This window comes from Pseudoalteromonas sp. H105 (assembly GCF_001469215.1).
Taxonomy (GTDB): domain Bacteria; phylum Pseudomonadota; class Gammaproteobacteria; order Enterobacterales; family Alteromonadaceae; genus Pseudoalteromonas.
In genome coordinates this window covers 65090-86773 of record NZ_LOFH01000005.1, presented here as the reverse complement: position 1 = coordinate 86773, position 21684 = coordinate 65090, and the positions used below count along the sequence as shown (strand labels likewise).

21 protein-coding genes are annotated in these 21684 nt (G+C 39.6%); 12 read left to right on the top strand and 9 right to left on the bottom strand.

Going from position 1 to position 21684, the window contains the following annotated elements:
- Positions 1–45: 45 nt before the first annotated feature.
- The 5 genes from ATS75_RS10245 to ATS75_RS10225 form a co-directional block, all read right to left on the bottom strand.
- Positions 46–2616: a M1 family metallopeptidase gene (locus ATS75_RS10245; RefSeq protein ID WP_058560356.1), complete on the bottom strand. Its 2571-nt coding sequence runs from the start codon at positions 2614–2616 to the stop codon at positions 46–48.
- A gap of 248 nt (positions 2617–2864) precedes the next feature.
- On the bottom strand, positions 2865–3545 hold the full coding sequence (locus ATS75_RS10240) for a hypothetical protein (protein WP_058560355.1): 681 nt from the start codon (positions 3543–3545) through the stop codon (positions 2865–2867).
- A gap of 84 nt (positions 3546–3629) precedes the next feature.
- Positions 3630–3980: a DUF2750 domain-containing protein gene (locus tag ATS75_RS10235; protein WP_058560354.1), complete on the bottom strand. Its 351-nt coding sequence runs from the start codon at positions 3978–3980 to the stop codon at positions 3630–3632.
- Positions 3981–4844: 864 nt separating this feature from the next.
- A complete protein-coding gene (locus ATS75_RS10230; RefSeq protein ID WP_058560353.1) occupies positions 4845–5126 on the bottom strand; it encodes a peptidylprolyl isomerase in 282 nt (93 codons plus the stop codon).
- A 92-nt stretch (positions 5127–5218) separates the two neighbouring features.
- Complete coding sequence (locus tag ATS75_RS10225) at positions 5219–5797, bottom strand: glutathione peroxidase (protein WP_058560352.1); 579 nt, start codon at positions 5795–5797, stop codon at positions 5219–5221.
- 125 nt (positions 5798–5922) lie between these two features.
- On the opposite strand from ATS75_RS10225, the gene ATS75_RS10220 reads away from it, so the two are divergent.
- The 3 genes from ATS75_RS10220 (at position 5923) to ATS75_RS10210 (ending at position 9664) form a co-directional block, all read left to right on the top strand.
- Positions 5923–6408: a GNAT family N-acetyltransferase gene (locus ATS75_RS10220; protein ID WP_058560351.1), complete on the top strand. Its 486-nt coding sequence runs from the start codon at positions 5923–5925 to the stop codon at positions 6406–6408.
- 73 nt (positions 6409–6481) lie between these two features.
- Entirely contained in the window at positions 6482–8458 is a 1977-nt protein-coding gene (locus ATS75_RS10215) for an ATP-binding protein (RefSeq protein ID WP_058560517.1), read from the top strand.
- 72 nt (positions 8459–8530) lie between these two features.
- Positions 8531–9664, top strand: a complete 1134-nt coding sequence (locus ATS75_RS10210) for a response regulator (protein WP_058560350.1) — start codon at positions 8531–8533, stop codon at positions 9662–9664.
- Positions 9665–9669: 5 nt separating this feature from the next.
- Here ATS75_RS10210 and queG read toward each other — a convergent pair whose 3' ends face one another.
- From queG to ATS75_RS10190, 4 genes are all read right to left on the bottom strand, one after another.
- The gene (queG, locus tag ATS75_RS10205; RefSeq protein WP_058560349.1) at positions 9670–10800 is read right to left on the bottom strand and encodes a tRNA epoxyqueuosine(34) reductase QueG; all 1131 of its coding nucleotides are present in this window, start codon (positions 10798–10800) and stop codon (positions 9670–9672) included.
- A 68-nt stretch (positions 10801–10868) separates the two neighbouring features.
- Positions 10869–12086: a methyl-accepting chemotaxis protein gene (locus ATS75_RS10200; protein WP_058560348.1), complete on the bottom strand. Its 1218-nt coding sequence runs from the start codon at positions 12084–12086 to the stop codon at positions 10869–10871.
- Between the two features lie 243 nt (positions 12087–12329).
- Positions 12330–13028 (bottom strand): glycerophosphodiester phosphodiesterase, encoded by a 699-nt coding sequence (locus ATS75_RS10195; RefSeq protein WP_058560347.1) that lies wholly within the window; start codon positions 13026–13028, stop codon positions 12330–12332.
- Positions 13025–13888, bottom strand: coding sequence for a DMT family transporter (locus ATS75_RS10190; protein WP_058560346.1), 864 nt, complete (start codon positions 13886–13888; stop codon positions 13025–13027). Before ATS75_RS10190 ends, ATS75_RS10195 begins: the two co-directional genes overlap by 4 nt.
- A gap of 305 nt (positions 13889–14193) precedes the next feature.
- Between ATS75_RS10190 and ATS75_RS10185 the strand changes: the two genes are divergently transcribed.
- The 9 genes from ATS75_RS10185 (at position 14194) to ATS75_RS10145 (ending at position 21684) form a co-directional block, all read left to right on the top strand.
- Positions 14194–15306 carry a sensor histidine kinase gene (locus tag ATS75_RS10185; protein WP_058560345.1) on the top strand — a complete coding sequence of 371 codons (1113 nt, stop codon included), beginning with the start codon at positions 14194–14196 and terminating at the stop codon, positions 15304–15306.
- The gene (locus tag ATS75_RS10180) at positions 15303–15905 is read left to right on the top strand and encodes a DNA-binding response regulator (RefSeq protein ID WP_058560344.1); all 603 of its coding nucleotides are present in this window, start codon (positions 15303–15305) and stop codon (positions 15903–15905) included. The genes ATS75_RS10185 and ATS75_RS10180 overlap by 4 nt, the downstream gene beginning before the upstream one ends.
- Positions 15906–16024: 119 nt before the next feature.
- Positions 16025–18526 carry a ribonuclease R gene (gene rnr / locus ATS75_RS10175; protein WP_058560343.1) on the top strand — a complete coding sequence of 834 codons (2502 nt, stop codon included), beginning with the start codon at positions 16025–16027 and terminating at the stop codon, positions 18524–18526.
- Entirely contained in the window at positions 18523–19269 is a 747-nt protein-coding gene (rlmB, locus tag ATS75_RS10170) for a 23S rRNA (guanosine(2251)-2'-O)-methyltransferase RlmB (protein ID WP_058560342.1), read from the top strand. The genes rnr and rlmB overlap by 4 nt, the downstream gene beginning before the upstream one ends.
- A gap of 249 nt (positions 19270–19518) precedes the next feature.
- Entirely contained in the window at positions 19519–19860 is a 342-nt protein-coding gene (gene rpsF / locus ATS75_RS10165) for a 30S ribosomal protein S6 (RefSeq protein WP_036980061.1), read from the top strand.
- A 68-nt stretch (positions 19861–19928) separates the two neighbouring features.
- Complete coding sequence (gene priB / locus ATS75_RS10160) at positions 19929–20231, top strand: primosomal replication protein N (RefSeq protein ID WP_058560516.1); 303 nt, start codon at positions 19929–19931, stop codon at positions 20229–20231.
- A 12-nt stretch (positions 20232–20243) separates the two neighbouring features.
- Positions 20244–20471 carry a 30S ribosomal protein S18 gene (gene rpsR / locus ATS75_RS10155; protein WP_002962753.1) on the top strand — a complete coding sequence of 76 codons (228 nt, stop codon included), beginning with the start codon at positions 20244–20246 and terminating at the stop codon, positions 20469–20471.
- Positions 20472–20506: 35 nt separating this feature from the next.
- A complete protein-coding gene (rplI, locus tag ATS75_RS10150) occupies positions 20507–20959 on the top strand; it encodes a 50S ribosomal protein L9 (protein WP_058560341.1) in 453 nt (150 codons plus the stop codon).
- A gap of 290 nt (positions 20960–21249) precedes the next feature.
- A complete protein-coding gene (locus ATS75_RS10145; protein WP_321164314.1) occupies positions 21250–21684 on the top strand; it encodes a type IV pilin protein in 435 nt (144 codons plus the stop codon).

Here is a 21684-nt window from a genome sequence, read left to right as displayed (position 1 = left end):
GCAAGCTAAACACTTGCCGTTTTTTATTATAAAGGTATAGCGCTGTTAACGTTTTAAAAAGCTGTTAACTGAAGCCAGCTCTCGCTTTTTAAGCGTTATGCAATTGTCCACACTTTCTGATAGTTTACTTAATGTTCGCGCATAACCTGGCACATCAGCAATTTTATCATTAAAGAATGTGTTGGTTTTCTTTAAGCTACTTGCATCACATCCTGACGTTGTAAAATACGGGAGGTTAGGCACAAAGAACGGCGGTAAATTAGCAACTACTTTGTCGTAGTTTGCATATATCCATTCAATAAAGAGTGCGTCGCGGGCGCTCGTGTACTTTTGACCAGACATAATTGTACGCATGTCAGATGCAGTTACATCATCCGTTAAACTGTAATTAAGCACCATAGTTTGTAGTTCAGGGTTGCCAAAATAGCTCATCGCAGCAAGCATTTTAGTTCGCACTTGTGGGTCTTTGGTGGTTTTAAAGGTCTTTATGTAGGCGTCTAAAAGGTTTTTATCACCATGAAATGCCGCTAAGTTTAAATAGGTAGAGGCTAAGTAAGGGTCTACTTTTTCAGGATTGTTTAAATAAACCTGTGCTTGCGCTTTTGCAGTGTTTATTACATTTTGATCTTCACCATCAAAACCAAGACGTGAAACAACTTGTGCGCGTAATTGAGCAATCGCTGCATCCTCATTCACTTTAGCTGTTAAGCCGTACTGTTTAGCTGCTGGAGTAATACTTTTACGGATAAAGGCAGGCCACAGGGCTTTATTACTGTCATCTTCAAACGTTCGTTTTTGCGATGCTAAATACCCCAAAGCAGTACTTGCTACGCGTGGGTGTTTGTCACTGACAAAAGTTTCAAGTGTTTGCATTAAGTGTGCAGCAGAAATTACACCAGCATCTAAAAGTGCATCCGCTGCAGATAATAAAGCAAGGCGTTCGCGCACCGTTAATTGCGCGGCTGCATTATCAATTAAAGAAGCAAATTGCTTATCGTCCATCACCCAGCGGTAATAGCCTAAAGCACCTTGATCTGGGTAAATCCATTGCGGAACAAAATCTAACTCTACTTTTTGTGTTTCTTGGTTGAGTAATATATTGGCTGTTTTGACTTTATCGCCTGCACCATACTTAATTGCAACAGGCACGTTCCATAACTGCGTAGGTGCATTAACACCGGCATTAGTGAAACGACTTTGGTTTATTGTAATCGTTTGACCTTGTTGGCTTATTTCTATGAGTGGAAATGAAGATTGCTCAATGAACGATTTCAAAACACCTGCTACATCTTTATTTGATGCATCACCCAAGGCTTGCCATAGGTCAGCCGCTTCTGCATTTTTATAAGAAAACTTCTTCAAATAAGTTTGAATCCCTTTTTGGAAAGCTTCCTCGCCAATCCAGTTTTCAACCATTGAAAGTACTGCGCTGCCTTTACTATAAGCAAGGCCTAAACCGTCCATGATGTCAGCTTCAGTTTTAATTGGCTTACGAATAGGTTTAGTGCTTAAGCGGGCATCTAGCGCCATCACTCGATTTTGTGGTAAGTCTAAGTGAGACTCAAACTCAGGGTTTAATTGCTTTGTTATTTTAGCAGCCATCCAGCTTGCAAATGCTTCATTAAGCCATAAGTCATTCCACCATTTCATGGTGACTAAGTTACCGTACCATTGGTGTGCCAGTTCATGAGCTATGATTGAAACGTTCTGTTGTTTTTTTCTTTGTGTGGCAGTCGCAATATCAACCAGAAGGATATCTTCACGATAAGTTACCAGCCCTGAGTTTTCCATTGCGCCAAACGGGAATTCAGGTACTGCTACTGAATCTAATTTTTTGTAAACGTAAGGAATGCCAAAGTAATCCTCTAGTGCAGCAAGGACACGAGGCATATTTTGTTCAGCGTATTTGGCTAAGTGAATTTTCCCCTGCGGTGTAATTACACGGCCAGGAATTGGCATCCCTTTGATTTCACTTTCTTCAAAAGGGCCCACCGCCATTGCCACTAAGTAAGAAGGGATAGGGGGCGTTTTATCAAAAAAGTGGGTTGTCATATCACCCTTAACCGTGGTTTTTAGCTCAGGTGTATTGGCATACACTTTTTGCGAACTTGGTGCAGTGATTGTTAACTGAAATGGAATTTTATAACTTGGCTCATCAAATACAGGGAAAGCGCGACGTGCATCACTCATTTCAAATTGTGTAAATAAGTAAGGCGTACCTTGATCAAGAGTTTTATATAACCCCACACTTTTACGATTATAAGGGGCTGTAAAATCAATTTTTAAGGTGTACTTACCTGGTTGTATTTTATGCTCACAGACAAACTTTACTTTGCCCGTTTTTAGCATCTCAGCACTTAAATCACAGTTTTCTTCACCGAGCAATTGCGCCATTTGGGTTGCGTAATCAACGCCATTCAACTCTATGTATTTTGTCGGCTTTAGCACTTCAAGTTGTATCTGTGTGCTACCACTAAAATTATCCTGCGCAGGGTCAAGAGTCAGTGACACCTGTTGAGAATTAGGTTTAGCGAGTTTTTCAATAACGTATTCGTTTGCTTGCGCGGCGTTAACGGCTAAAGCAACGCTGAGCGTAAGTAGGCTTTTTATGAACATAGGGTTCCCTGAAACTTTTCTTGTTAGAATTTATATTGTTGTGATTAACTATAGCCAAACCAACCTCTTGGACGTTTTACTGGGGCTTACGCTCATTGTTGTTACTTTTAAAAGAGACCGCCATTGTTGTAAAGTAACGCTTGAGTAAGCTAATGTGAAACGCTGAATTCTGCATATTGAGGTGATTTGGGTGTATATCCTAGCAGTTTTCAAGTTCAGAGTGTTGAACTAGTTAGTAACAAAGTTTGTCAGGCACTTAGGCGGGCGGTAAAGCGCTTCCAGTGAATATGGGGGTTAATATTACGTAGTTGTTGCAACACGCAATTCAGCAATTCGGTGTTAGTAAAAGTCTCTTCTGAGTAGTCAATAAAACCCATCAAGTAATTAAAAGCATCTTTAGAATTTGCTTGTAAGGCAAAAATACGAATTTGCTGCTCAAAGTTGAGTCGTAAGCTGCTCATCGCGGTTTTCATTCCAAGCTGATCAACGGTAGGTATATCACACTTCTGTAAATAGCCAGCGCGTTCACCCTCACCAGAGAACCAAATACGTACTTTTTCACTGTACCGCCCTGACTTTGAAGGTAGATCAAACAATAAACGTGTCTCATTTTGTTGCTCTAATAATGCAATATAGTCTGTCAAACCAGCCTCAAATAAGGCTTTGTGAACAGGCACCATACGGGGTTTTATTTTTCCGTGGGTGTGAAAATTAAAGCATGCAATACCGTCATGAGTCACTATGTCGGTTAATTGCAAATGGCCAATTTCGTCACTGTATGCCCCAGTATAGTAGGCTATTAAAGGAAGCCAAAAATGCCAATGTTTCGGCTGCTCTCGAGGTAGGCGGTGATCACCATAGATATAACCGTGGGAAAGGGTATGTAATTCCATTGCTGAAAATGGACGCCGACCAAGATGGGATTTCAACGTAATACCCTGAAAATAAAGATTTGCGCTAGTTTATAGCAAATTTTACGAAGCAAATAAACTAGCGAACTTACATTACGAAAGTTATTCACTCAATGCGCGTGCAAGACCCACTGGCTCAATTTCAACACAGACTTGATCATCGTTCCAATTAAGGCCAATTAATGCATCATCTTCTTTCAAGTCTTCAACCCAGTCATCTAAGAATTCATCTAGGTTAATTTCAACGGGGCTGTATTCAGTCCATTCTTCTTTGCATTGCGCTTTTGCCGCAGCTTCACTTTCCCACAGGAGTAGCACATCGGTGTTCTCAAACTGGTTAGATTCGCAAACAACAAAGCCGCCATCTTCTGCACCAAGTGCCCAAACCTGTTCACTTAGACGTACTTTTTCGACAAAACTAACTAGTTCAGATTCAATTTCGATTTCGCTCATGTGTTTATCCTTTATATTAAGTTCGGGGATCGGTTTATTTTGCGAAGATTTGCAGGTCAAACGACTGATAAAAATCAGTGAGGGCCTTAAAAGCTGCAAGATCTTCGAATTTACGAAAACAAATCCAATCAAGTAAGCAGTATAAACTGATGTGAATACCCAAGCCACTTCAATATACGGGTTTCAGTTGTAATACAAAGTGATTTAAGCAAAGCGTTGATTTTAGAGAGCGGTGGTTCTCTTGTTAAAATCAATAACCCAGCATAAATCGCTTTTAATTTACCTCTGAGGGCGTTTAGCATGGGCTTACCCTTCGTTGTTAGTTTTTAAAATTTGCAAAGTAACGCCTTGATATTAAGCCTGTGCAAACGCTGATATCGCTATTCACAGTTAATGAATACCTCATCAGTTAGTGCCTATTTAAATAGCGCAATGTGTCAGTAATACGTTCGTTTTGCAGATTAAAAAGTAATTTATTCGTTTTTGTATTAAAACGAGCACTGAAGTCATAGGAATTGTCATTAAACCCAATTATGAGCACGCTTCATTGCTGCCATGTCATCGCTGAGTAATTTTTTGAGCAAGTAACGAGTAGTACTATCAATCCAGAGTCGTCTGGATGGTGTCGATTAAAATGAGAGTTTTATGGGCAGGATTATTATTAGCCCGTTTTTTGCGAACTATGTATGAAAGTATATCGAAGTTATTAAACGCTAAAACAAGGTTGTGACGTAATAATTACATGTGAATACGGCTATCCGAGAAAAAATGTAGAGCGAATGAGTTATATTTTTTATTATTAAAAATAAAGCCACAATCACTTAAAGTAAATGTGGCTTTGATTGCTTATATGGAAATATTTCTTTAGTCAGTGCGGCTTGTTACTTCGAGTAGGTGAAAACCAAACTGCGTTTGAACAGGCCCTTGAACTTGATTAATTGGAGCTGAGAAAACGACTTTATCGAACTCTGGCACCATCATACCTGGACCAAACTCTCCCAGTGCACCGCCATCTTGGCCAGATGGACAGTTTGAATGTGCCTTGGCTAGTTCTGCAAAGTCTTCACCCTGTTCAATTTTTTCTTTTAAATCTAAACACTGTGCTTCGCTATCAACTAGTATATGTCTTGCACTTGCAACTGTCATAAAATCTCCCCGTGGATTAGTGGTGTTTTTTCAAACAAAATTATATGTTTTCTAGTCTAGTCTATATTCAACCGTTAGTACTAGTATAAATTTTAAATCTTTGTTATGGCATGCTCAATTGCTTGCGTTAATTTATCAGAATTTGGTTTTGTTTTACTATTAAAACGCTCAACTTGAGTTCGATCTGCTGACACAATATATTTGTAAAAATTCCAATTTGGCGAGCTTGTTTGCTCATTGAGGTGCTTAAATATTGGGTTAGCATCACTGCCACGAACTTCACTTGTTGCAAACATCGGGAACGTCACACCATAATTAATATAGCAAACCTTAGCGACATCTTTTTCATCGTCTTCTTCTTGAAAAAAATCATCAGATGGAAAGCCTAATACCACTAATCCTTGGTCTTGGTATTTCTTGTAAACAGCTTCTAGCCCTTCAAATTGAGATGTGAAACCGCAATTACTCGCAGTGTTAACAATGAGTAATGGTTTGCCTTTGAATTGACATAAATTCAGCATGTCTTTTGAGCGCAGTTTTCGCATACTGACATTAGTGAAGTCATTGCAACTTTGTTCAGCACTTTGAGTCTGATTGTTTTGCATAGGCTCTGCGTTAACCATGAGACTACAACCAGCAATCGCTGTACTAAATATTATATTTTTTATCATTTTTTCAATTCCTTATAGGTACATATGATGCTGAGCCAGTCCAGTCGTGCCCATTATTTTCTGTAGAGTAGTCGCAAATCTTACGTTACTATGCAATAAACAGATCAACAACAAGTAATCTAATAATGACTCGAATTGCTAATAAATGTGACTTACCAGCGATTGTGGCTATTTACAATGAGACAATTGCTAGTCGCATGGTAACAGCAGATACTCAGCCTGTGAGTGTATCAGATAAACAAGCTTGGTTTGACAGTCACACAACGAAGCGGCCTATATATGTGTTTGAGCAAAATAATAAAGTTGTTGCATGGCTTAGTTATAAGTCTTTTTATGGCCGCCCTGCTTATGATGGTACAGTTGAAATTAGTATTTATATCACCTCATCAGTCCAAGGGCAGGGGTTAGGTAAGAAGTTACTAAATTTTGCAGAGCACAAAGCAAAAGAACTAGATATCAAAGTACTGTTAGCGTTTATCTTCAGTCATAACTTACCGAGTATCTATTTGTTCCAAAAATTTGCTTATGAGCAATGGGGGTTGTTGCCAAACGTAGCAATTATGGATGGAAATACTTACAGCCTTTCTATACTGGGTAAACGCTTAGATTAAAAAGTCCACATTTATGTTAATTCTATATTTTTAAGCTACGCTTTTACATATAGTGTATTCAAAAGATGGACCTATTGTGCGCAAAATTCTGATTGTTGATAGTAGTAGTGTAATAGCAATGCGGGTAAAGGTGTTATTAGAGCTTATCCAATGCGACGTTGATCTTATGCATTACTCAATGTTGGATGAAGACACCGTTTATGACTATTATGATTTAACAGTTATTGCTCATGGGGTACCAATAGATAGTGTCAGTTCGTTTATTCATAAAGTAACTAATAATAACTATTTGCTCTTAGCACCAAAAGCTGAAAGCGGTGATCAATTAAGTGCATTTAGCGAATTAAATAAGCTTATTCCTAATGCTGTCGTTATCTATCCTTTTTTTGCTAATAAAGAAATTAGCTCATTACTTGAAAGTATTTTAGATCTTGGCCCTGATTATATTTTGCAGCTACCGATAGTTTTACTTGTGGATCACTTGCCAGAGCGACTCGAAAAAGTAAAAAATAGCCTTGTCGGCGCGCACATCAAAACAATATCAGCAAGTACTTATAATGAAGCAATTGCTTTGGCGCAAGAACACAAATTTGATTTATTACTCAGTGATTTCAGTTTACCTGATGGTTCAGGCCTTGAAATATTTGCCAAAATGAAGCAAATACAGCCCCAATGTAGGTGCCTACTGTTTACATCTAAACCTAATCAAGTCTCTATGATTGAGGCTATTCGTCAAGGGGTTGAGGACGTTTTAGTTAAACCGATTGATGAAAATGCATTGCTACAATCACTTCATAAACTCTGGCAAACAGAATTATTAAAGCGACACAACAGTGAGCTGGTTGAACGACTTCAAGATACGGTTGATGCTTTAATCGAGAAAGACAGCCTACTGAGAGTAATCTATAAGCACACACCTGATGCAATCATGCTTTTTGAACGAGATGGAAAAATAATAGAAGCAAATGATGCGTGTTGCTCTTTGTTTAATTTGACGAGTAATGATTTTCAAGGTTTGAATGTATTTAACCTATTAGATCAACCGTCTGCCGATAATATTAGTGAAAAACTATTTACGCTCAATATTAATCGCCAATTTAGTTGTGATTTATATTTGCCCAGAGAGGGTGGTAAAGGGATACCACTTGTTGGTTCATTTAATGAAATTGACCATCATGGTGAGATTGCATTAGCCGCTATTTTTAAGAATGTGACTCATTTAAAACAAAAGGAAGACTTGCTACTCGAAGCTAAAGATATGCTTGAGGAGCAAGTTAGAGCACGTACATCACAGTTGGAGCATGCTAAAAATTTAGCTGAAGCTGCAAACCACAGTAAATCAGAGTTCTTAGCAAATATGTCTCATGAACTTCGTACTCCTATGCATTCAATACTGAGCTTTGCACGATTTGGCCTAGATAAGCTGAGAAAAGGTGAATTGGCAGTTGATAAGTTACTCAAATATTTTACGCGGATAGAGTCCAGTGGAGAGCGTTTATTATCATTGCTAAACAACTTACTTGATTTATCAAAGTTGGATGTGGGCAAATTTCCATTTAACCCTAAACTTCATTTACTGAGTAACATCATCAAAACGGCAATAGATGATGTATCTGGTACAGCCATGGAAAAGGGAATTGACATTAAATACCAGAACGCTGCGATGCAAGTTTCGGCGCAATGCGATGAAGAACAAATAAACCAACTACTGCGTAATATATTAGGCAATGCTTTAAAATTTAGTAGCCCGCACAGTGAAATCATCGTTATGCTCAACCTTGACAATGATAAGGCGTTGATAGAAGTAATTGACAGTGGGGTAGGGATACCCGAAGACGAACTAGAGCACGTGTTTTCTAAATTTGTGCAGAGCAGTAAAACTGATAATGGTTCGGGCGGGACAGGGCTTGGTCTTGCACTGTGTAGGGAGTTTATTTCGCTTCATAAAGGTCAAATTTCGGCGCATAACAATGAATTGGGAGGAACAACAATTCGCATTGTCTTGCCTTTAAAAATTGAAGAGATTGACTGTTCTGAAAACAAATACTAATGGCTTGTTGTAAGAATATATATTGGTACTAGACTGTTTATAAATGATGATGAAAATGGATGATAAATTATTATGTCGGTAACGAGAGTTTTAGCTGTAGATGATGAGCCTTTTAATCTTGAAATTATTGAAGAAATATTAGAAGACTTACAATTTGAATTAAAGTTAGCAAACAGTGGTCCTGAATGTTTAGCAGTGGTGGAAGATTTCTCACCGCAGGTGATCTTACTGGATGTAAGCATGCCTAAAATGAATGGTTATGAAGTATGTAAAGCCTTAAAGGCTAATCCTAATACAGCTCATATTATTGTTATGTTTGTTTCTGCTAGAGGCACCGTTGAGGAGCGGATGGAAGGGTATTCAGTAGGGGCAGAAGATTACATCGTTAAGCCATTTGGTCATAATGAGTTAAAGGCCAAACTCATGCATTTAAACCAGGTGATCATAGAAAAAGAAAACTTAGAACAGCAAGTCGAAGATGCAACCTCTACTGCTTTTAATGCGATGGCAAATAGCAGTGAAATGGGCCAAATAGTTAATTATATAGAGAGCATTGCGTTAATTGATAATGTTCCAGAGCTTGGACGCGCGTTGGTAAGTTGCCTGAAAAGCTTTGATTTACAAAGTAACCTTGAGTTTAGATTTGATTCTGCGCCGCCACAACACTTTGCATTGCATGGTAGTTGCTCTCCAATTGTGATTGAGTTATTTGATATGCTTAAGAATAAAGGGCGATTGCACGAGTTTTCCCACCGAATTTTAGTTAATTACGAATTGATCAGTATGTTGATTTTAAATATGCCGGACCATGACCCTGACAAACATGGCCGAATTCGTGACCATGTTTGTTTTTTAGTCAGCGTAACTGAGCAGCAGTTTCGCGCGATCTTGACTCGACAAAAATTAGAATCACAACAGGCTAAATTTAATGACGTAGTTGCCATGCTTCATGGAAAGTTTCATGATCTAATTGATTTACTTAATACAAATCGTATCAGTAATGAGGCCGTTTTTAAGCAACTGCAAGAAGAGCTAGAAGAGCGTATTCCAAGCATGGGGTTAGATGAGGATCAAGAGGTCTTTATTTACCAAAAGGTAGACCAAACTATTCAAAACTCAGTCGCCAGAGAAGAGTCAGTGCACGATGTGAAAAAAGCATTTAGTGAAATTGAGCAAGACCTTGCGTTATTAACCAGTAAGGAATAGCAAAATTAGGCATCTCTGGGTAGCCCCTTTTCTACTATACGTATTAAGCGGGCCGTTTTACGAAGTTGCTTTTGTTTTTTTAATTGTTGCGCGAGTGCCCAGTCAATATGCTCTTGGACTAATTCAGTTGCATACTCACGGCTAGCATTGAGCGCATCAATAATTCGTTGATCAAAGTTCGCATTGCCCAGGCCAACGGCTAAATTTCTCTGCCAGCGTTGGTGACCTATACGCCGTATTGGACTTCCTTCTGTATTCGTTAAAAACGTAGTTTCATCCCATGCAAACAGTTCAAGTAGTTCTTTGTCTTTCAGCTGTTTTCGTGGATGAAAATCAGCTTCGTCTGTAATTTGGCCATAGCGATTCCATGGACACACTAATTGGCAGTCATCACATCCATATACTCTGTTACCCAATAGTGTTCTGTACTGTTCAGGGATAGGCCCCTGTAGTTCAATCGTTAAGTAAGATATACATTTACGCGCATCAACCACATATGGCTCGACGATAGCGCCAGTCGGGCATAACGTTATGCACGCTACGCATTTTCCACAGCCCTCAAACTCATTTGGCTTATCAATAGGCAGCGGGATATCAACAAACAACTCACCTAAGAAAAACCAAGATCCAGCTTCTTTATTGATTAATAGACTATGTTTTCCTTGCCATCCAAGCCCTGCTTTTTCTGCTAGCTGGCGCTCAAGCACCGGTGCGGAGTCTACAAAAGGACGAAACCCTAATTTATCAACGTTCTGCTCTATTTTTTGGCCTAGCTTTTTAAGGCGATTACGCATGAGTTTATGGTAATCACGCCCAAGTGCGTAACGGCTTATATAGGCTTTACTGTTTTCTTTTAAGTTTTTGGCAAAGCGCGCGTCAGGTGGTAGGTAATTCATTTTGACTGAAATGACTCTCTGGGTACCAGGAACTAACTCAGCAGGACGGGCACGTTTCATTCCATGAGCGGCCATGTAATCCATGTCACCGTGATAACCCAGATCAATCCAGCGTTGAAGCTGCGCTTCATGGACCGATAAGTCAACGTCAGTAATGCCTACTTCGCTAAAGCCAAGTTCTTCACCCCATCGTTTAATATCTAAAGCGAGTTGTTTGTAATCAGAAGTTTGGCTAGTCACACTGCGGGCTCATCAGGTATTAAATGGCTGCGTAACTTACCATAATGATTTATAAATATCACGACACACTATACAAAACGCTTGAGCTGGTGCTGGGTTTGCTCACTCAACTGTTGCGATTGTTGGCAGTCAGCCAGTGCAATATCGATTTGTGCTTTGGCTTGCGATCCCAATTCAACGATTTGTTCAACGGATTGATGTGTCTGGTTTTGTGTTTCTTCAAGCAGGTGTACAGCACTTACGATTTGCTGAAGTTGTTGCTGATTTTGTTCAAATTCAATCAGTCTTTGAGTAAAGCCATGCGATGTTTTACTTATTGTATCTTCAGCATGATTTGAGTAACTCATTAGTTGCTCTGACTCTTTATTTGTTTGCCCAACTAAAGAGTCCATTTGGTTTATAAAATCACTGATTTGGCGCGTTGCATCGCTTACCTTGACGGATAATGTTCTTACTTCGTCTGCAACAACGGCAAAACCACGGCCAGCTTCACCTGCGCGTGCTGCTTCAATGGCTGCGTTTAAAGCTAATAAGTTGGTTTGATCTGAAAACTCTTCAACCATTTTCAGAATACTGCGAATATTTTCACTATTTTGTTTTAAGCCCGTGATAGTTTCTGAAAACTTACCAAGTACCTGACCAATGGCTTTCACTTGGGTAACAAGCTCGGTTAATTCGTTTGCAGAGTGATTAACAAAGCCTAAGTGCTCAGAGTTAACTTCATGCACACTGTCAGTGTTACTTACAATTGCTTGCAAGCTATCTGTAATTTGGTTACTTGCCGAGGTAATCGTTTGACTAAAATTAATTTGTTGTTCGCTCAATGTTGCCGTTTGTTGCATAGAATGGGTGACATCGCTGTTGCTCTGTGCGCTAGCCTGAGCGCTTTGATAGGTTGTCGCAAGCAATTCACTTAAGTGGGTTGTAAATACATTGTATTGTTCACTTATTTCACGAAATTCATCGTAAGTAAACTGTGGCAATTTAGCTGCTAGATTAGCATCTTGATAGTTAATTTGCGTTAATGTGTCACGCATTGCTTTAACTGGGCGTACGATTAAAAAACGCATATAAAAAACAGTGAAAATAAAGCCGGCAATAATGACCACGGTGAGTAGCCAAAACAACCCTGTGTTGGAGGCTTGAGCCGTTAAACTGTTATACAACCATATAAGTGTAATAGCTTGAAAAGCAAATACAAAACTAAGGTTGCCTATGATCTTTCGGGTTAATGTAAAAAAAAAGCTTTGTTCAATAAAATTATAAATACGCATATACCCACTCATTAATGTTCCACTTGGCTGTTGCATAGTGTTTTACTCAGTATCGTTCAATTATATTTTAATTCAAACATATATACCCAAACCAACCCTCTAGGCGTTTCACAGTCACTTACTTTCATCGTTATTACTTTTTAAAAGGGACTGCCATTTTTGCAAAGTAACGGCTTGATGTTAGCCCCCTGTGAAACGCTGAACTCTGCACCTTGAGGTGGCTTGGGTATATATAGTCCTAATGGCATGTCACAATTACAGTGAGTTTAAAATCATTTTAGTATTACATGGGTAATTAGTAAAAACGCCGTCGACACCATAGCTAAGCATTTGCTCTATATCCTCTTGTTTATCGACCGTGTAAGCATAAACGTGCAAGTTACGTTTTTTTGCATCAGCAACAAACTCATGATTGATAAAGTTTTTATCAATGTGAATGCTAAATGCATGTAATCGTTGAGCAAATTCAGCATAATTTATTGGAATTGATGACGTGAGCGCTCCGATTTTTACCCAAGGTAACTGTTGCTTAAGCCACATTAATTGATGGTGGTCATAGGATGAAACTAATAGGTTATTTCTCGAGAGTTTATTCTCTGAAACGCTTCTCTCAATTTCTGTGACAAATTTGTCTAGTGAATAGGTGTGTTTAAGCTCTAAATTTAGGAGTGTTTTGTCACCAACCCACTCGATTAACTGTGCAAGTGTGGGCACACACTCACCATTGCCAGCATCAAACTGTTGTATTTTTTCGCGGGTTAATGAATTTACTTTTCCATGGCCGTTGGTTGTGCGATCAAGCCAAGAATCATGAATGATTACATAGTCATCTAGGCAGCTTTGCACATCAACTTCAATACCATCAACTTCGATATCAACAGCTGCTTGTATTGCGAGTTTTGTATTTTCTGGATAAGTACCGCTTGCGCCGCGGTGAGCAAATACTTTTATCATTTGTTTCTCCGTGTGACAGACCAAGTTTCATAGAATGCAGCGCTAATTACAAGCGAGCCACCAATTAAGGTTACTATAGATGGTTTTTCATGCAGTAATAAAAACGCTAAAAATGTACCGTATAAAGGTTGCAAACAAGAGATAAGCCCAGCCGTTGACGCTGATAAGTGTTGCAAGCTCGATGCAAATAATGAATGTGGTGTTGCCGTGAAAATAACACCTGCAATGATAAGCAAGCTTAGATCATAATGAGATACTTTTGTGATGGGTACTTCTACAAATACACATAACAACAAGCTCGCGACCACCGTTTGGTAAAGCATTGTTTGAGGTCCACCGTATTGGCTGAAATAACGTTTGTGAATGATGTTTCTAGCAGCGAAAAATAAAGCCGATACAATACCAGTTATTACACCTAAAGTGACATCGTTACCAATATCTGCACTGGGGATTAATAAATATATCCCAAGCATGACAACTGCTGCGCTTATTAAATCTTTTAATTTAGGTTTACTACCGTTAAAAAAAGGTTCGATGAAAACGGTTATTACGGGGTAAGTAAAAAAAGCAATCATACCTATCGCAATACCGGCCATTTGCATACCTGCAAAATAGGTCACCCAATGAATACCTACCGTCACACCTAGAAAAAGCGCAATGAAATAATCTTTTTTCGCGTGTAGCTGGATATTTTTCTTTTGAATTAAGAGCAACAGCAAAATGGCAATGCCTGCAATTGTAGCCCGATATACAGTGATGTCTAACGCATTTAGGTTAATCAATTTAGCAAACAATGCCGTGCCGCCAAATAGCAATACTGCAATGTGTAAATAGAGTAAGCTCTGTTGTTGAGGTTGCATTAAATTCTTCTTTTTCTTAAATAATACTGACTAAAGTGAGTGGCATGTTATGGTTTTTTTTATATCAACTACATGACATTTGTCAGCTTGATTAGTGACAATTTACACTACACACAGCTCGAATTAAAAGCGATATTTAATCTATCAAATAACAATATAAATACGAGTTACATATGAATGATATTGCTTTATTCAGTTTGCAGGTTGCGGAGTATTGTGAAATTTTGAGAGTGTATCTTATTTACGGTATACCCGTCGTGCCACTTGCATTCGGGTATTAACATCATTTTTTTCAGTAGGTTATTATGAATTTGAGCACAATAGTTAATAAGCATATTAAAACCAAATCTTTTTGGAGTTGGGGGCCTTTGCTTTTTACTGGTTTTTATTTGTTGCCCACAATATTTAATTTTTCACAATTAAGTGTGTTAAATATCTCTGCCACGCTTGTTTTGTACATTGCCTTCATTGTTTTATATATATTTGCTGTAAATAAAAAGCAGGGAGATGTTACCTCATTATTTATAGCCATAATTTTGGTGTGTGTTTGTGCCAGCTTTTTTACAACAGGTACCTCTACACTATTTGGTTTTGCGGCATATATAGCAGGGTTTAGCTTTATAAAATTACCAAAATGGGTTGCTATTAGCAGTGTTTTTATTGGTGTATTGTTGAGTGCATATATTGCAGATATTCACAACCCTGAATATTTTTTAGGTGGGTCATTGATTCTGAGTATTGCATTATTCAGTTTTGGATCGGCCGCGCAAAAAGAGCATATTCATAAGTTACGAGAGCAAGAAAGCGCCAAGCAGTTAGAGCAGCTCGCAGCCATAGCGGAACGCGAAAGAATAGCCCGTGATTTACATGATATTTTAGGGCACTCGTTGTCATCAATCGCATTAAAATCAGAATTGGCTAGTAAGCTAAACCATGCTGAGCGTTATACACAAGCAAACAATGAGATAGAGCAAGTTGCAGAGCTTGCTAGGCAGTTGTTAAGCGATGTTCGCAGTGCAGTGAGTGATTTAAAAGAATTAAATATCCATAGTCAGCTTGATATTTTACAGCAGCGTTTAATTTCCCAAGGGTTTGATGTTGTTTTTAAAGCGCAGGTTGATAAATTACCCGCGGTTGTGGAGAGCGTTGCAAGCCTGATTGTTAAAGAAGGGGTAACAAATTTAATGCGCCATAGCATAAGTAAGCAATGTGAAATTACGATTTCACAAACAGATGAACAACTTGAAATTGTTATCACTAATCAAGACAAATGCGAAAAAGTCACCTTCGGAAATGGCATAAATGGAATTAAAGAACGTACAGCGCAGTTAGGTGGGATTGTTAAAATTAACACGGGCAAAAGTTTTGACTTAAACGTTACGTTGCCATTATTAGAATCACGCAAGGAGCTTGTATGATTAAAGTGTATTTAGTTGAAGATCAAGGTTTGGTTCGTGGGGCTGTTGCTGCTTTATTGAGTTTAGACATTAGTATCGAGGTAGTAGGTCAAGCAACCAACGGTCAAACCGCCTTACAAGAAATCACCGAATTAAAACCTGATATCGTATTAACAGATATTGAAATGCCCATTATGACGGGGATTGAGTTAGCTGAGCGGTTAAAAACAGATTTTTCTGATATCAAAGTAGTTATTATGACAACCTTCTCAAGAGCGGGGTATATTCGCCGCTCCATGGCTGCTGGTGTTAAAGGGTTTGTTCTTAAAGAGGCGCCCAGTGAGAGTTTAATTGCTACTTTAAAAAAAGTCATGGCGGGGCAAAAAGTGATTGATACAGAGCTCGCCTTAAATGCACTTGAAGATAACGATCCTTTGTCAGATAAAGAGCGAAAAGCGTTGCAGTTAGCAGGTGAAGGCTTGAAAACAGCTGATATTGCCTCAACGTTATTTTTGAGTGAAGGCACTGTGCGTAATTATTTATCTGAGGCCATCGCAAAATTAAATGCCAGTAACCGTGTAGATGCTGCACGCATAGCCAAGCAAAAGGGCTGGTTATAGCGGTTTTAATGCGCATTATTGCTACTAAATAGGGTTTCTTAAAAGTTTCATAGCTTTTGCCTGTCTCATTGTTCGGTTATGGGTTAAAATAGCAACATAACCAATTAACAAGATAGTGAATGTCAAACCAAGATCCTAATCTCAGTCGAGAACAAGAAAAGTACGAAAATCCCGTCCCTAGCCGTGAGTTTATACTTACTCATATTAAAGACCGTGCCAAGCCAGCAAACTTTCATCAGTTATGTGACGAGCTAGCTGTAAATGATGATGAGCGTCAAATTGCGTTTAAGCGTCGTTTGCGTGCTATGGAACGTGATGGGCAACTTTATTTTAATAAGTTTAAATGTTACGCCTTAATTGACGAAGCAGGACTAACGAAAGGTAAAGTAATAGGGCATCGAGATGGGTTTGGCTTTTTAGAAATTGAAGGTGAAAACAAAGATTGGTTTATTGCCAAGCATCAGATGAATATGGTGCTTCATGGTGACATCGTACTCGCTAAAGGGACAAAACGTGGTTCAGGTGGTAAGTGTGATGCACGGATCATTAAGGTACTTACTAATGAGCGCGCGCCCATTGTAGGACGCTATTTTGTTGAGCATGGAATTGCTGTTGTCGTTGCTGAAGATCCTCGCATTACGCAAGACATCATTATCTTACCTGGCACTGAAAAAGGTGCTCGCCATAATCAAATGGTGCAAGTACAAATAACACAAAATCCAAGTCGAAATATGAACGCTGTCGGCAAAGTAATTGACGTACTCGGTGAGCATTTAGCCCCAGGTATGGAAATTGAAGTTGCGCTGCGAAACCACGATATTCCTCATGTATGGCCTGAAGCGGTCGAAAAGCAAGTTGCTCATTTAGGTGAGTTTGTTGAAGAAGCCGATAAACAAAATCGTGTTGATTTACGTGACTTACCCTTGGTCACCATTGATGGTGAGGATGCACGTGATTTTGATGATGCGGTTTACTGTGAGCGCAAAAAGTCAGGCGGGTGGCGTTTGTGGGTTGCGATTGCGGATGTGTCACATTATGTCGGTATGAATACACCACTTAACAAAGAAGCGATAGAGCGTGGCAACTCAGTGTATTTCCCTGAGCAAGTTATTCCGATGCTGCCAAAAGTGTTGTCTAATGGTTTGTGTTCGTTAAACCCAAAAGTAGACCGTTTATGTATGGTCGCAGAAATGATGGTATCAGAGGCTGGCAAGCTGTCAGGCTATCGTTTTTATGAAGCAGTGATGAACTCTCATGCACGATTAACGTACACTAAAACCAATGCTATTTTGCAAGGTGACGAAAAGTTACGTAATGAATATGCTGCAGTTGTTCCGCACTTAACTGATTTACAGCAAATGTATATGGCGCTTAAGTCAGCGCGTCAACAGCGTGGCGCTATTGAATTTGAAACATTAGAAACCCGTTTCGTTTTTAATGCGCAACGTAAGATTGAATCAATCGTGCCAGTCGTGCGTAACGATGCGCATAAGCTTATCGAAGAGTGCATGATTTTAGCCAATGTATCTGCAGCTAAAATGCTTGAGAAGCATGAAGCCAGTGCCCTTTATCGTGTTCATGATGAGCCAGACAGTGAAAAACTTGGAAACTTTAGGCAGTTTTTATCGGAGCTGGGCATTGAATCAACATTAAGTGATGAACCAACACCAAAAGAAATTACCCATGTTCTAGCCAAGTTAGGAGATCGCCCAGAAGCTGAATTGATTCAAACAATGTTATTGAGATCAATGAAGCAAGCCGTTTATCAGGCTGATAATATTGGTCACTTTGGTTTAGCTCTAGGTGAATATGCTCATTTTACCTCACCGATTCGCCGTTACCCTGATTTAGTTGTTCACCGTGCTATTAAAGGTGTTTTAAAAGCGCAGGGCATGCACACATCAGGTGAGTATGTTTATAGTGATGACGAAGTTGATCAATTAGGTGAGCAATGTTCAACAACTGAACGCCGCGCTGATGATGCTACCCGTGAGGTTGCTGACTGGCTTAAATGCGAGTATATGCAAGATCATGTTGGCGATGAATTTGAAGGCGTAATTTCTTCAGTGACAAACTTTGGTTTGTTTATTCGTTTAGCTGATTTACAAATAGATGGTTTAATTCACGTCACAAATTTAGGCAGCGAATACTTCCAACACGATGCCGCTAAACATTGCTTGATTGGTGAGCAAACTCATAAGGTATATCGTTTAGGTGATAAAGTGACTGTGCGGGTTGCTTCTGTCAGCCTAGATGAACGTCGTATAAACTTAACTTTAAGCGGTGATGTAGCTCAAGATCGTTATTCCCGCCGTCGTGGTTCATCGAAAAGTGGCCATGCACCGGCGAGTGTTCGTTCGCAATTAAAAGCAGGTAAAATTCCTGGCAAAAAAGGCGATGAAAAAGAGCCACGCAAAGGTAAGTCATCAACCCGCACTAAGGGTGAAGCAGATTCAGAACCCCGTAAAAAAGGTAAAAATAAACCTGCCAGTCGTTCTAAATCAAAGGCGACAACTGATGGCGTGACTAAAAAGAAAACCAAGAAAAAGGCTGTCAAAAAGCCGAAAAGACCCGGCAAAAATGCCCGTAAACGTACCAGCCCAGGAGCAAGTAATACGTGAGTAATGAATTAATTTTTGGCTTTCACTCTGTTGAAGCAATTCTAGCAAAAGAGCCTGAGCGTTTTTTAGAGATTTACGCCTTGAAAGGGCGTGATGATAAGCGTCTTACGCCGATTATTAATGAAGCACGTAAATTTGGTATTTCTGTACAGTTTATGCAGCGAAAAGCGTTGGACAATAAAGCAAAAGATGAGAAGCACCAAGGTATTATTGCCAATGTAAAAGCAGCACCTACTTTTAATGAAAAAGACCTTGATGTGATCATTGCCCGTGAAGACACCCCGTTTTTATTGGTGCTTGATGGCATTACTGATCCGCATAATTTAGGCGCGTGCTTACGCAGTGCTGATGCTGCGGGGGTTCATGCCATTATTGTACCAAAGGACAAGTCTGCAAAGCTCAACGGTACAGCACGTAAAGTGGCGTGTGGTGCAGCTGAAACCGTGCCATTGATTCAAGTGACCAACCTTGCTCGCACGTTACGTGAAATAAAAGATGCGGGTGTATGGGTTGTAGGCACGGCAGGCGAAACCGATACCCACGTTTTTGATGCAAACTTAACAGGCCCTATGGCGATTGTTATGGGCGCTGAGGGCGAAGGCATGCGTCGCTTAACGCGTGAACATTGTGATGTATTAGTTAAAATACCTATGGCAGGCAGTGTTTCAAGCTTAAACGTATCTGTTGCCACGGGCATTTGTTTGTTTGAAGTGCTGCGCCAGAGAAATGCGACACAAGCTTAATCTCACTTTTGGCTTATAGCCGTTTGTTTAGAGATAAACTTTGAGACCATGCTTGATTTGATAAGCATGGTTTTTCTTGATGAGCTGATAATTGGCTTTAAACTTGCCGCTAAATGCTAAAAACCTACTTGCTTAATTATCAAACTAAGCGTAAAATGCGCGCTCATTTCGGCCTATTTAATATTGATTCCTTGCCTTAAACCGACTGGCTGAAACGGTAGAAGGCTCTATTAACCGTAAGGAATATCCATGCGTCATTACGAAATCGTATTCATGGTTCACCCTGATCAGAGTGAGCAAGTTGCTGGTATGATCGAACGTTATACTGGTTCTATCACTGAAGCGGGTGGTACTATCCACCGTCTTGAAGACTGGGGCCGTCGTCAATTGGCTTACCCAATCAACAAGCTTCACAAAGCTCATTATGTTCTTATGAACGTTGAAGCACCTACTGAAGTAATCAGCGAGCTAGAAACTACTTTCCGCTACAACGATGCAGTGCTTCGTAACTTAGTTATGCGTACTAAAAACGCTGTAACTGAAGCGTCTCCTCTTGTAAGAGAAGAGAAGAAAGAAGCACCAGCTGCTTAATTGTTTTGAGTCCTAGCATGGCGCTGTTCAGTTGAGATTTTAAGATGAGCCAAAAGCTTAGTCCTTATATGAACCAACTAACATTATCTGGAGTTGTTTGTAAAACACCCAAATATAGCCAAAGCCCTGCTGGCATACCGCATTGTATTTTTGTTGTTGAACATAAATCGATGCAAATTGAAGCTGACCTTAACCGTAATAGTTATGTAAAACTTCAAGTGGTTGCTAGTGGTAAGCAAATGCAACAACAGACTCAACATTTGCACGTTGGGCAGGCATTGCAAGTGAGTGGTTTTTTAAATCGCCACGAAGGCCGTAACGGCCTTAGCCAATTGGTTTTGCATGCTCAGCATATAGAAAGAATTAATTGAGGAATTTATCTCATGGCACGTTATTTCAGACGTCGTAAGTTCTGCCGCTTTAAAGCGGAAGGCGTACAACAAATCGATTATAAAGATCTAGCTACTCTTAGAAACTATGTTACAGAAAGTGGCAAAATCGTACCTAGCCGTATCACAGGTACAAGCGCTAAATACCAGCGCCAGCTAGCAACTGCTATTAAGCGTGCTCGCTACTTAGCCCTTCTTCCATACACTGACTTACATAAGTAAGCAGCGGATTAACAGTTTTTAAAAGGTGTAGAAACATGCAAGTTATTCTACTAGATAAGATCGCTAACCTAGGTGGCCTAGGTGACCAGGTTGTTGTTAAATCTGGCTTCGCACGTAACTTCCTTTTCCCGCAAGGTAAGGCAGTTCCTGCAACTAAAGCTAACGTTGAGACTTTTGACGCACGTCGTGCAGAGCTTGAAGCGAAAATCGCTGACCAGCTTGTTGCTGCACAAGCACGCGCTGATAAACTTGAAGCATTAGCAGAAGTTACACTAGTTTCTAAAGCTGGTGACGAAGGCAAATTATTCGGTTCAATCGGTACTCGTGACATCGCTGACGCTATCTCAGCTGTTGGTGTTGAAGTTGCTAAATCAGAAGTTCGTTTACCTCTAGGTACTATCCGTGAGACTGGCGAATTTGACGTTGCAATCGCAGTACACTCAGACGTAACGGCTACTATTAAAGTAATCGTAATCGCTGAAGCTTAATTTTTAATTAAGTTAAAAAAGCCGTGCTCATTGAGCACGGCTTTTTGTTACCTATTAGAATGAACTAACTACTTATAGTGTTCGTATTATCTAGGTAACTGCTAGTGAAAATGTATTAGCCTACCTATTATTTTTTCGGTGTTATTACATCACCGAGTTAAATCGAAGAAAAGTCAAAGAGTAAACGTATATTTATTTGTTGTTTTCATTTTGATTACAGTTTGTTGACATTGACAGCGTTGTCACTGTATATTGTTTGTGCACTGGGCATGGTGTGAAGGAAGTAATTAGTGAACAATGAAATGAAAAAAAGTGTTTTACAGCAAGGTTTTACATTAACTGAATTGTTAATCGTTGTGGCGATAATCGGTATTCTTTATGGTGTTGCTTTACCCTCATACACAGAGCATATGGAGCGTAGCCGTCGTGCAGATATTCAACATGTGATGTTGCAATATGCAGCGAGCCTTGAGCGAATATATTCTCGCAATGGAGGTTACCCAAATGCGTTTAATGCTGCCGTAAATACTGAATTTTATACTTTTTCATACACGCCATCAGATAGAGTCCCCGGGGCCGCTGCTGATGATGATTTTCGTAGTCGAAAGTACACTTTAAAAGCGACCCCTAAAGTAGGCTCAGCTCAAGCGAATGACCGTTGTGGTGCCATGACGTTAATCCACGATGGTTCACAGCTACCTAATTCTAATAATTGCTGGGGTTAG

What these genes read in the sequence shown, in the direction of transcription:
- ATS75_RS10245 (WP_058560356.1), bottom strand. Translation starts at nt 2,616, where the DNA reads ATGTTCATAAAAAGCCTACTTACGCTCAGCGTTGCTTTAGCCGTTAAC.
- ATS75_RS10235 (WP_058560354.1), bottom strand. Translation starts at nt 3,980, where the DNA reads ATGAGCGAAATCGAAATTGAATCTGAACTAGTTAGTTTTGTCGAAAAA.
- ATS75_RS10230 (WP_058560353.1), bottom strand. Translation starts at nt 5,126, where the DNA reads ATGACAGTTGCAAGTGCAAGACATATACTAGTTGATAGCGAAGCACAG.
- ATS75_RS10225 (WP_058560352.1), bottom strand. Translation starts at nt 5,797, where the DNA reads ATGATAAAAAATATAATATTTAGTACAGCGATTGCTGGTTGTAGTCTC.
- ATS75_RS10220 (WP_058560351.1), top strand. Translation starts at nt 5,923, where the DNA reads ATGACTCGAATTGCTAATAAATGTGACTTACCAGCGATTGTGGCTATT.
- ATS75_RS10210 (WP_058560350.1), top strand. Translation starts at nt 8,531, where the DNA reads ATGTCGGTAACGAGAGTTTTAGCTGTAGATGATGAGCCTTTTAATCTT.
- ATS75_RS10200 (WP_058560348.1), bottom strand. Translation starts at nt 12,086, where the DNA reads ATGAGTGGGTATATGCGTATTTATAATTTTATTGAACAAAGCTTTTTT.
- ATS75_RS10195 (WP_058560347.1), bottom strand. Translation starts at nt 13,028, where the DNA reads ATGATAAAAGTATTTGCTCACCGCGGCGCAAGCGGTACTTATCCAGAA.
- ATS75_RS10190 (WP_058560346.1), bottom strand. Translation starts at nt 13,888, where the DNA reads ATGCAACCTCAACAACAGAGCTTACTCTATTTACACATTGCAGTATTG.
- ATS75_RS10185 (WP_058560345.1), top strand. Translation starts at nt 14,194, where the DNA reads ATGAATTTGAGCACAATAGTTAATAAGCATATTAAAACCAAATCTTTT.
- ATS75_RS10180 (WP_058560344.1), top strand. Translation starts at nt 15,303, where the DNA reads ATGATTAAAGTGTATTTAGTTGAAGATCAAGGTTTGGTTCGTGGGGCT.
- rnr (WP_058560343.1), top strand. Translation starts at nt 16,025, where the DNA reads ATGTCAAACCAAGATCCTAATCTCAGTCGAGAACAAGAAAAGTACGAA.
- rpsF (WP_036980061.1), top strand. Translation starts at nt 19,519, where the DNA reads ATGCGTCATTACGAAATCGTATTCATGGTTCACCCTGATCAGAGTGAG.
- priB (WP_058560516.1), top strand. Translation starts at nt 19,929, where the DNA reads ATGAACCAACTAACATTATCTGGAGTTGTTTGTAAAACACCCAAATAT.
- rpsR (WP_002962753.1), top strand. Translation starts at nt 20,244, where the DNA reads ATGGCACGTTATTTCAGACGTCGTAAGTTCTGCCGCTTTAAAGCGGAA.
- rplI (WP_058560341.1), top strand. Translation starts at nt 20,507, where the DNA reads ATGCAAGTTATTCTACTAGATAAGATCGCTAACCTAGGTGGCCTAGGT.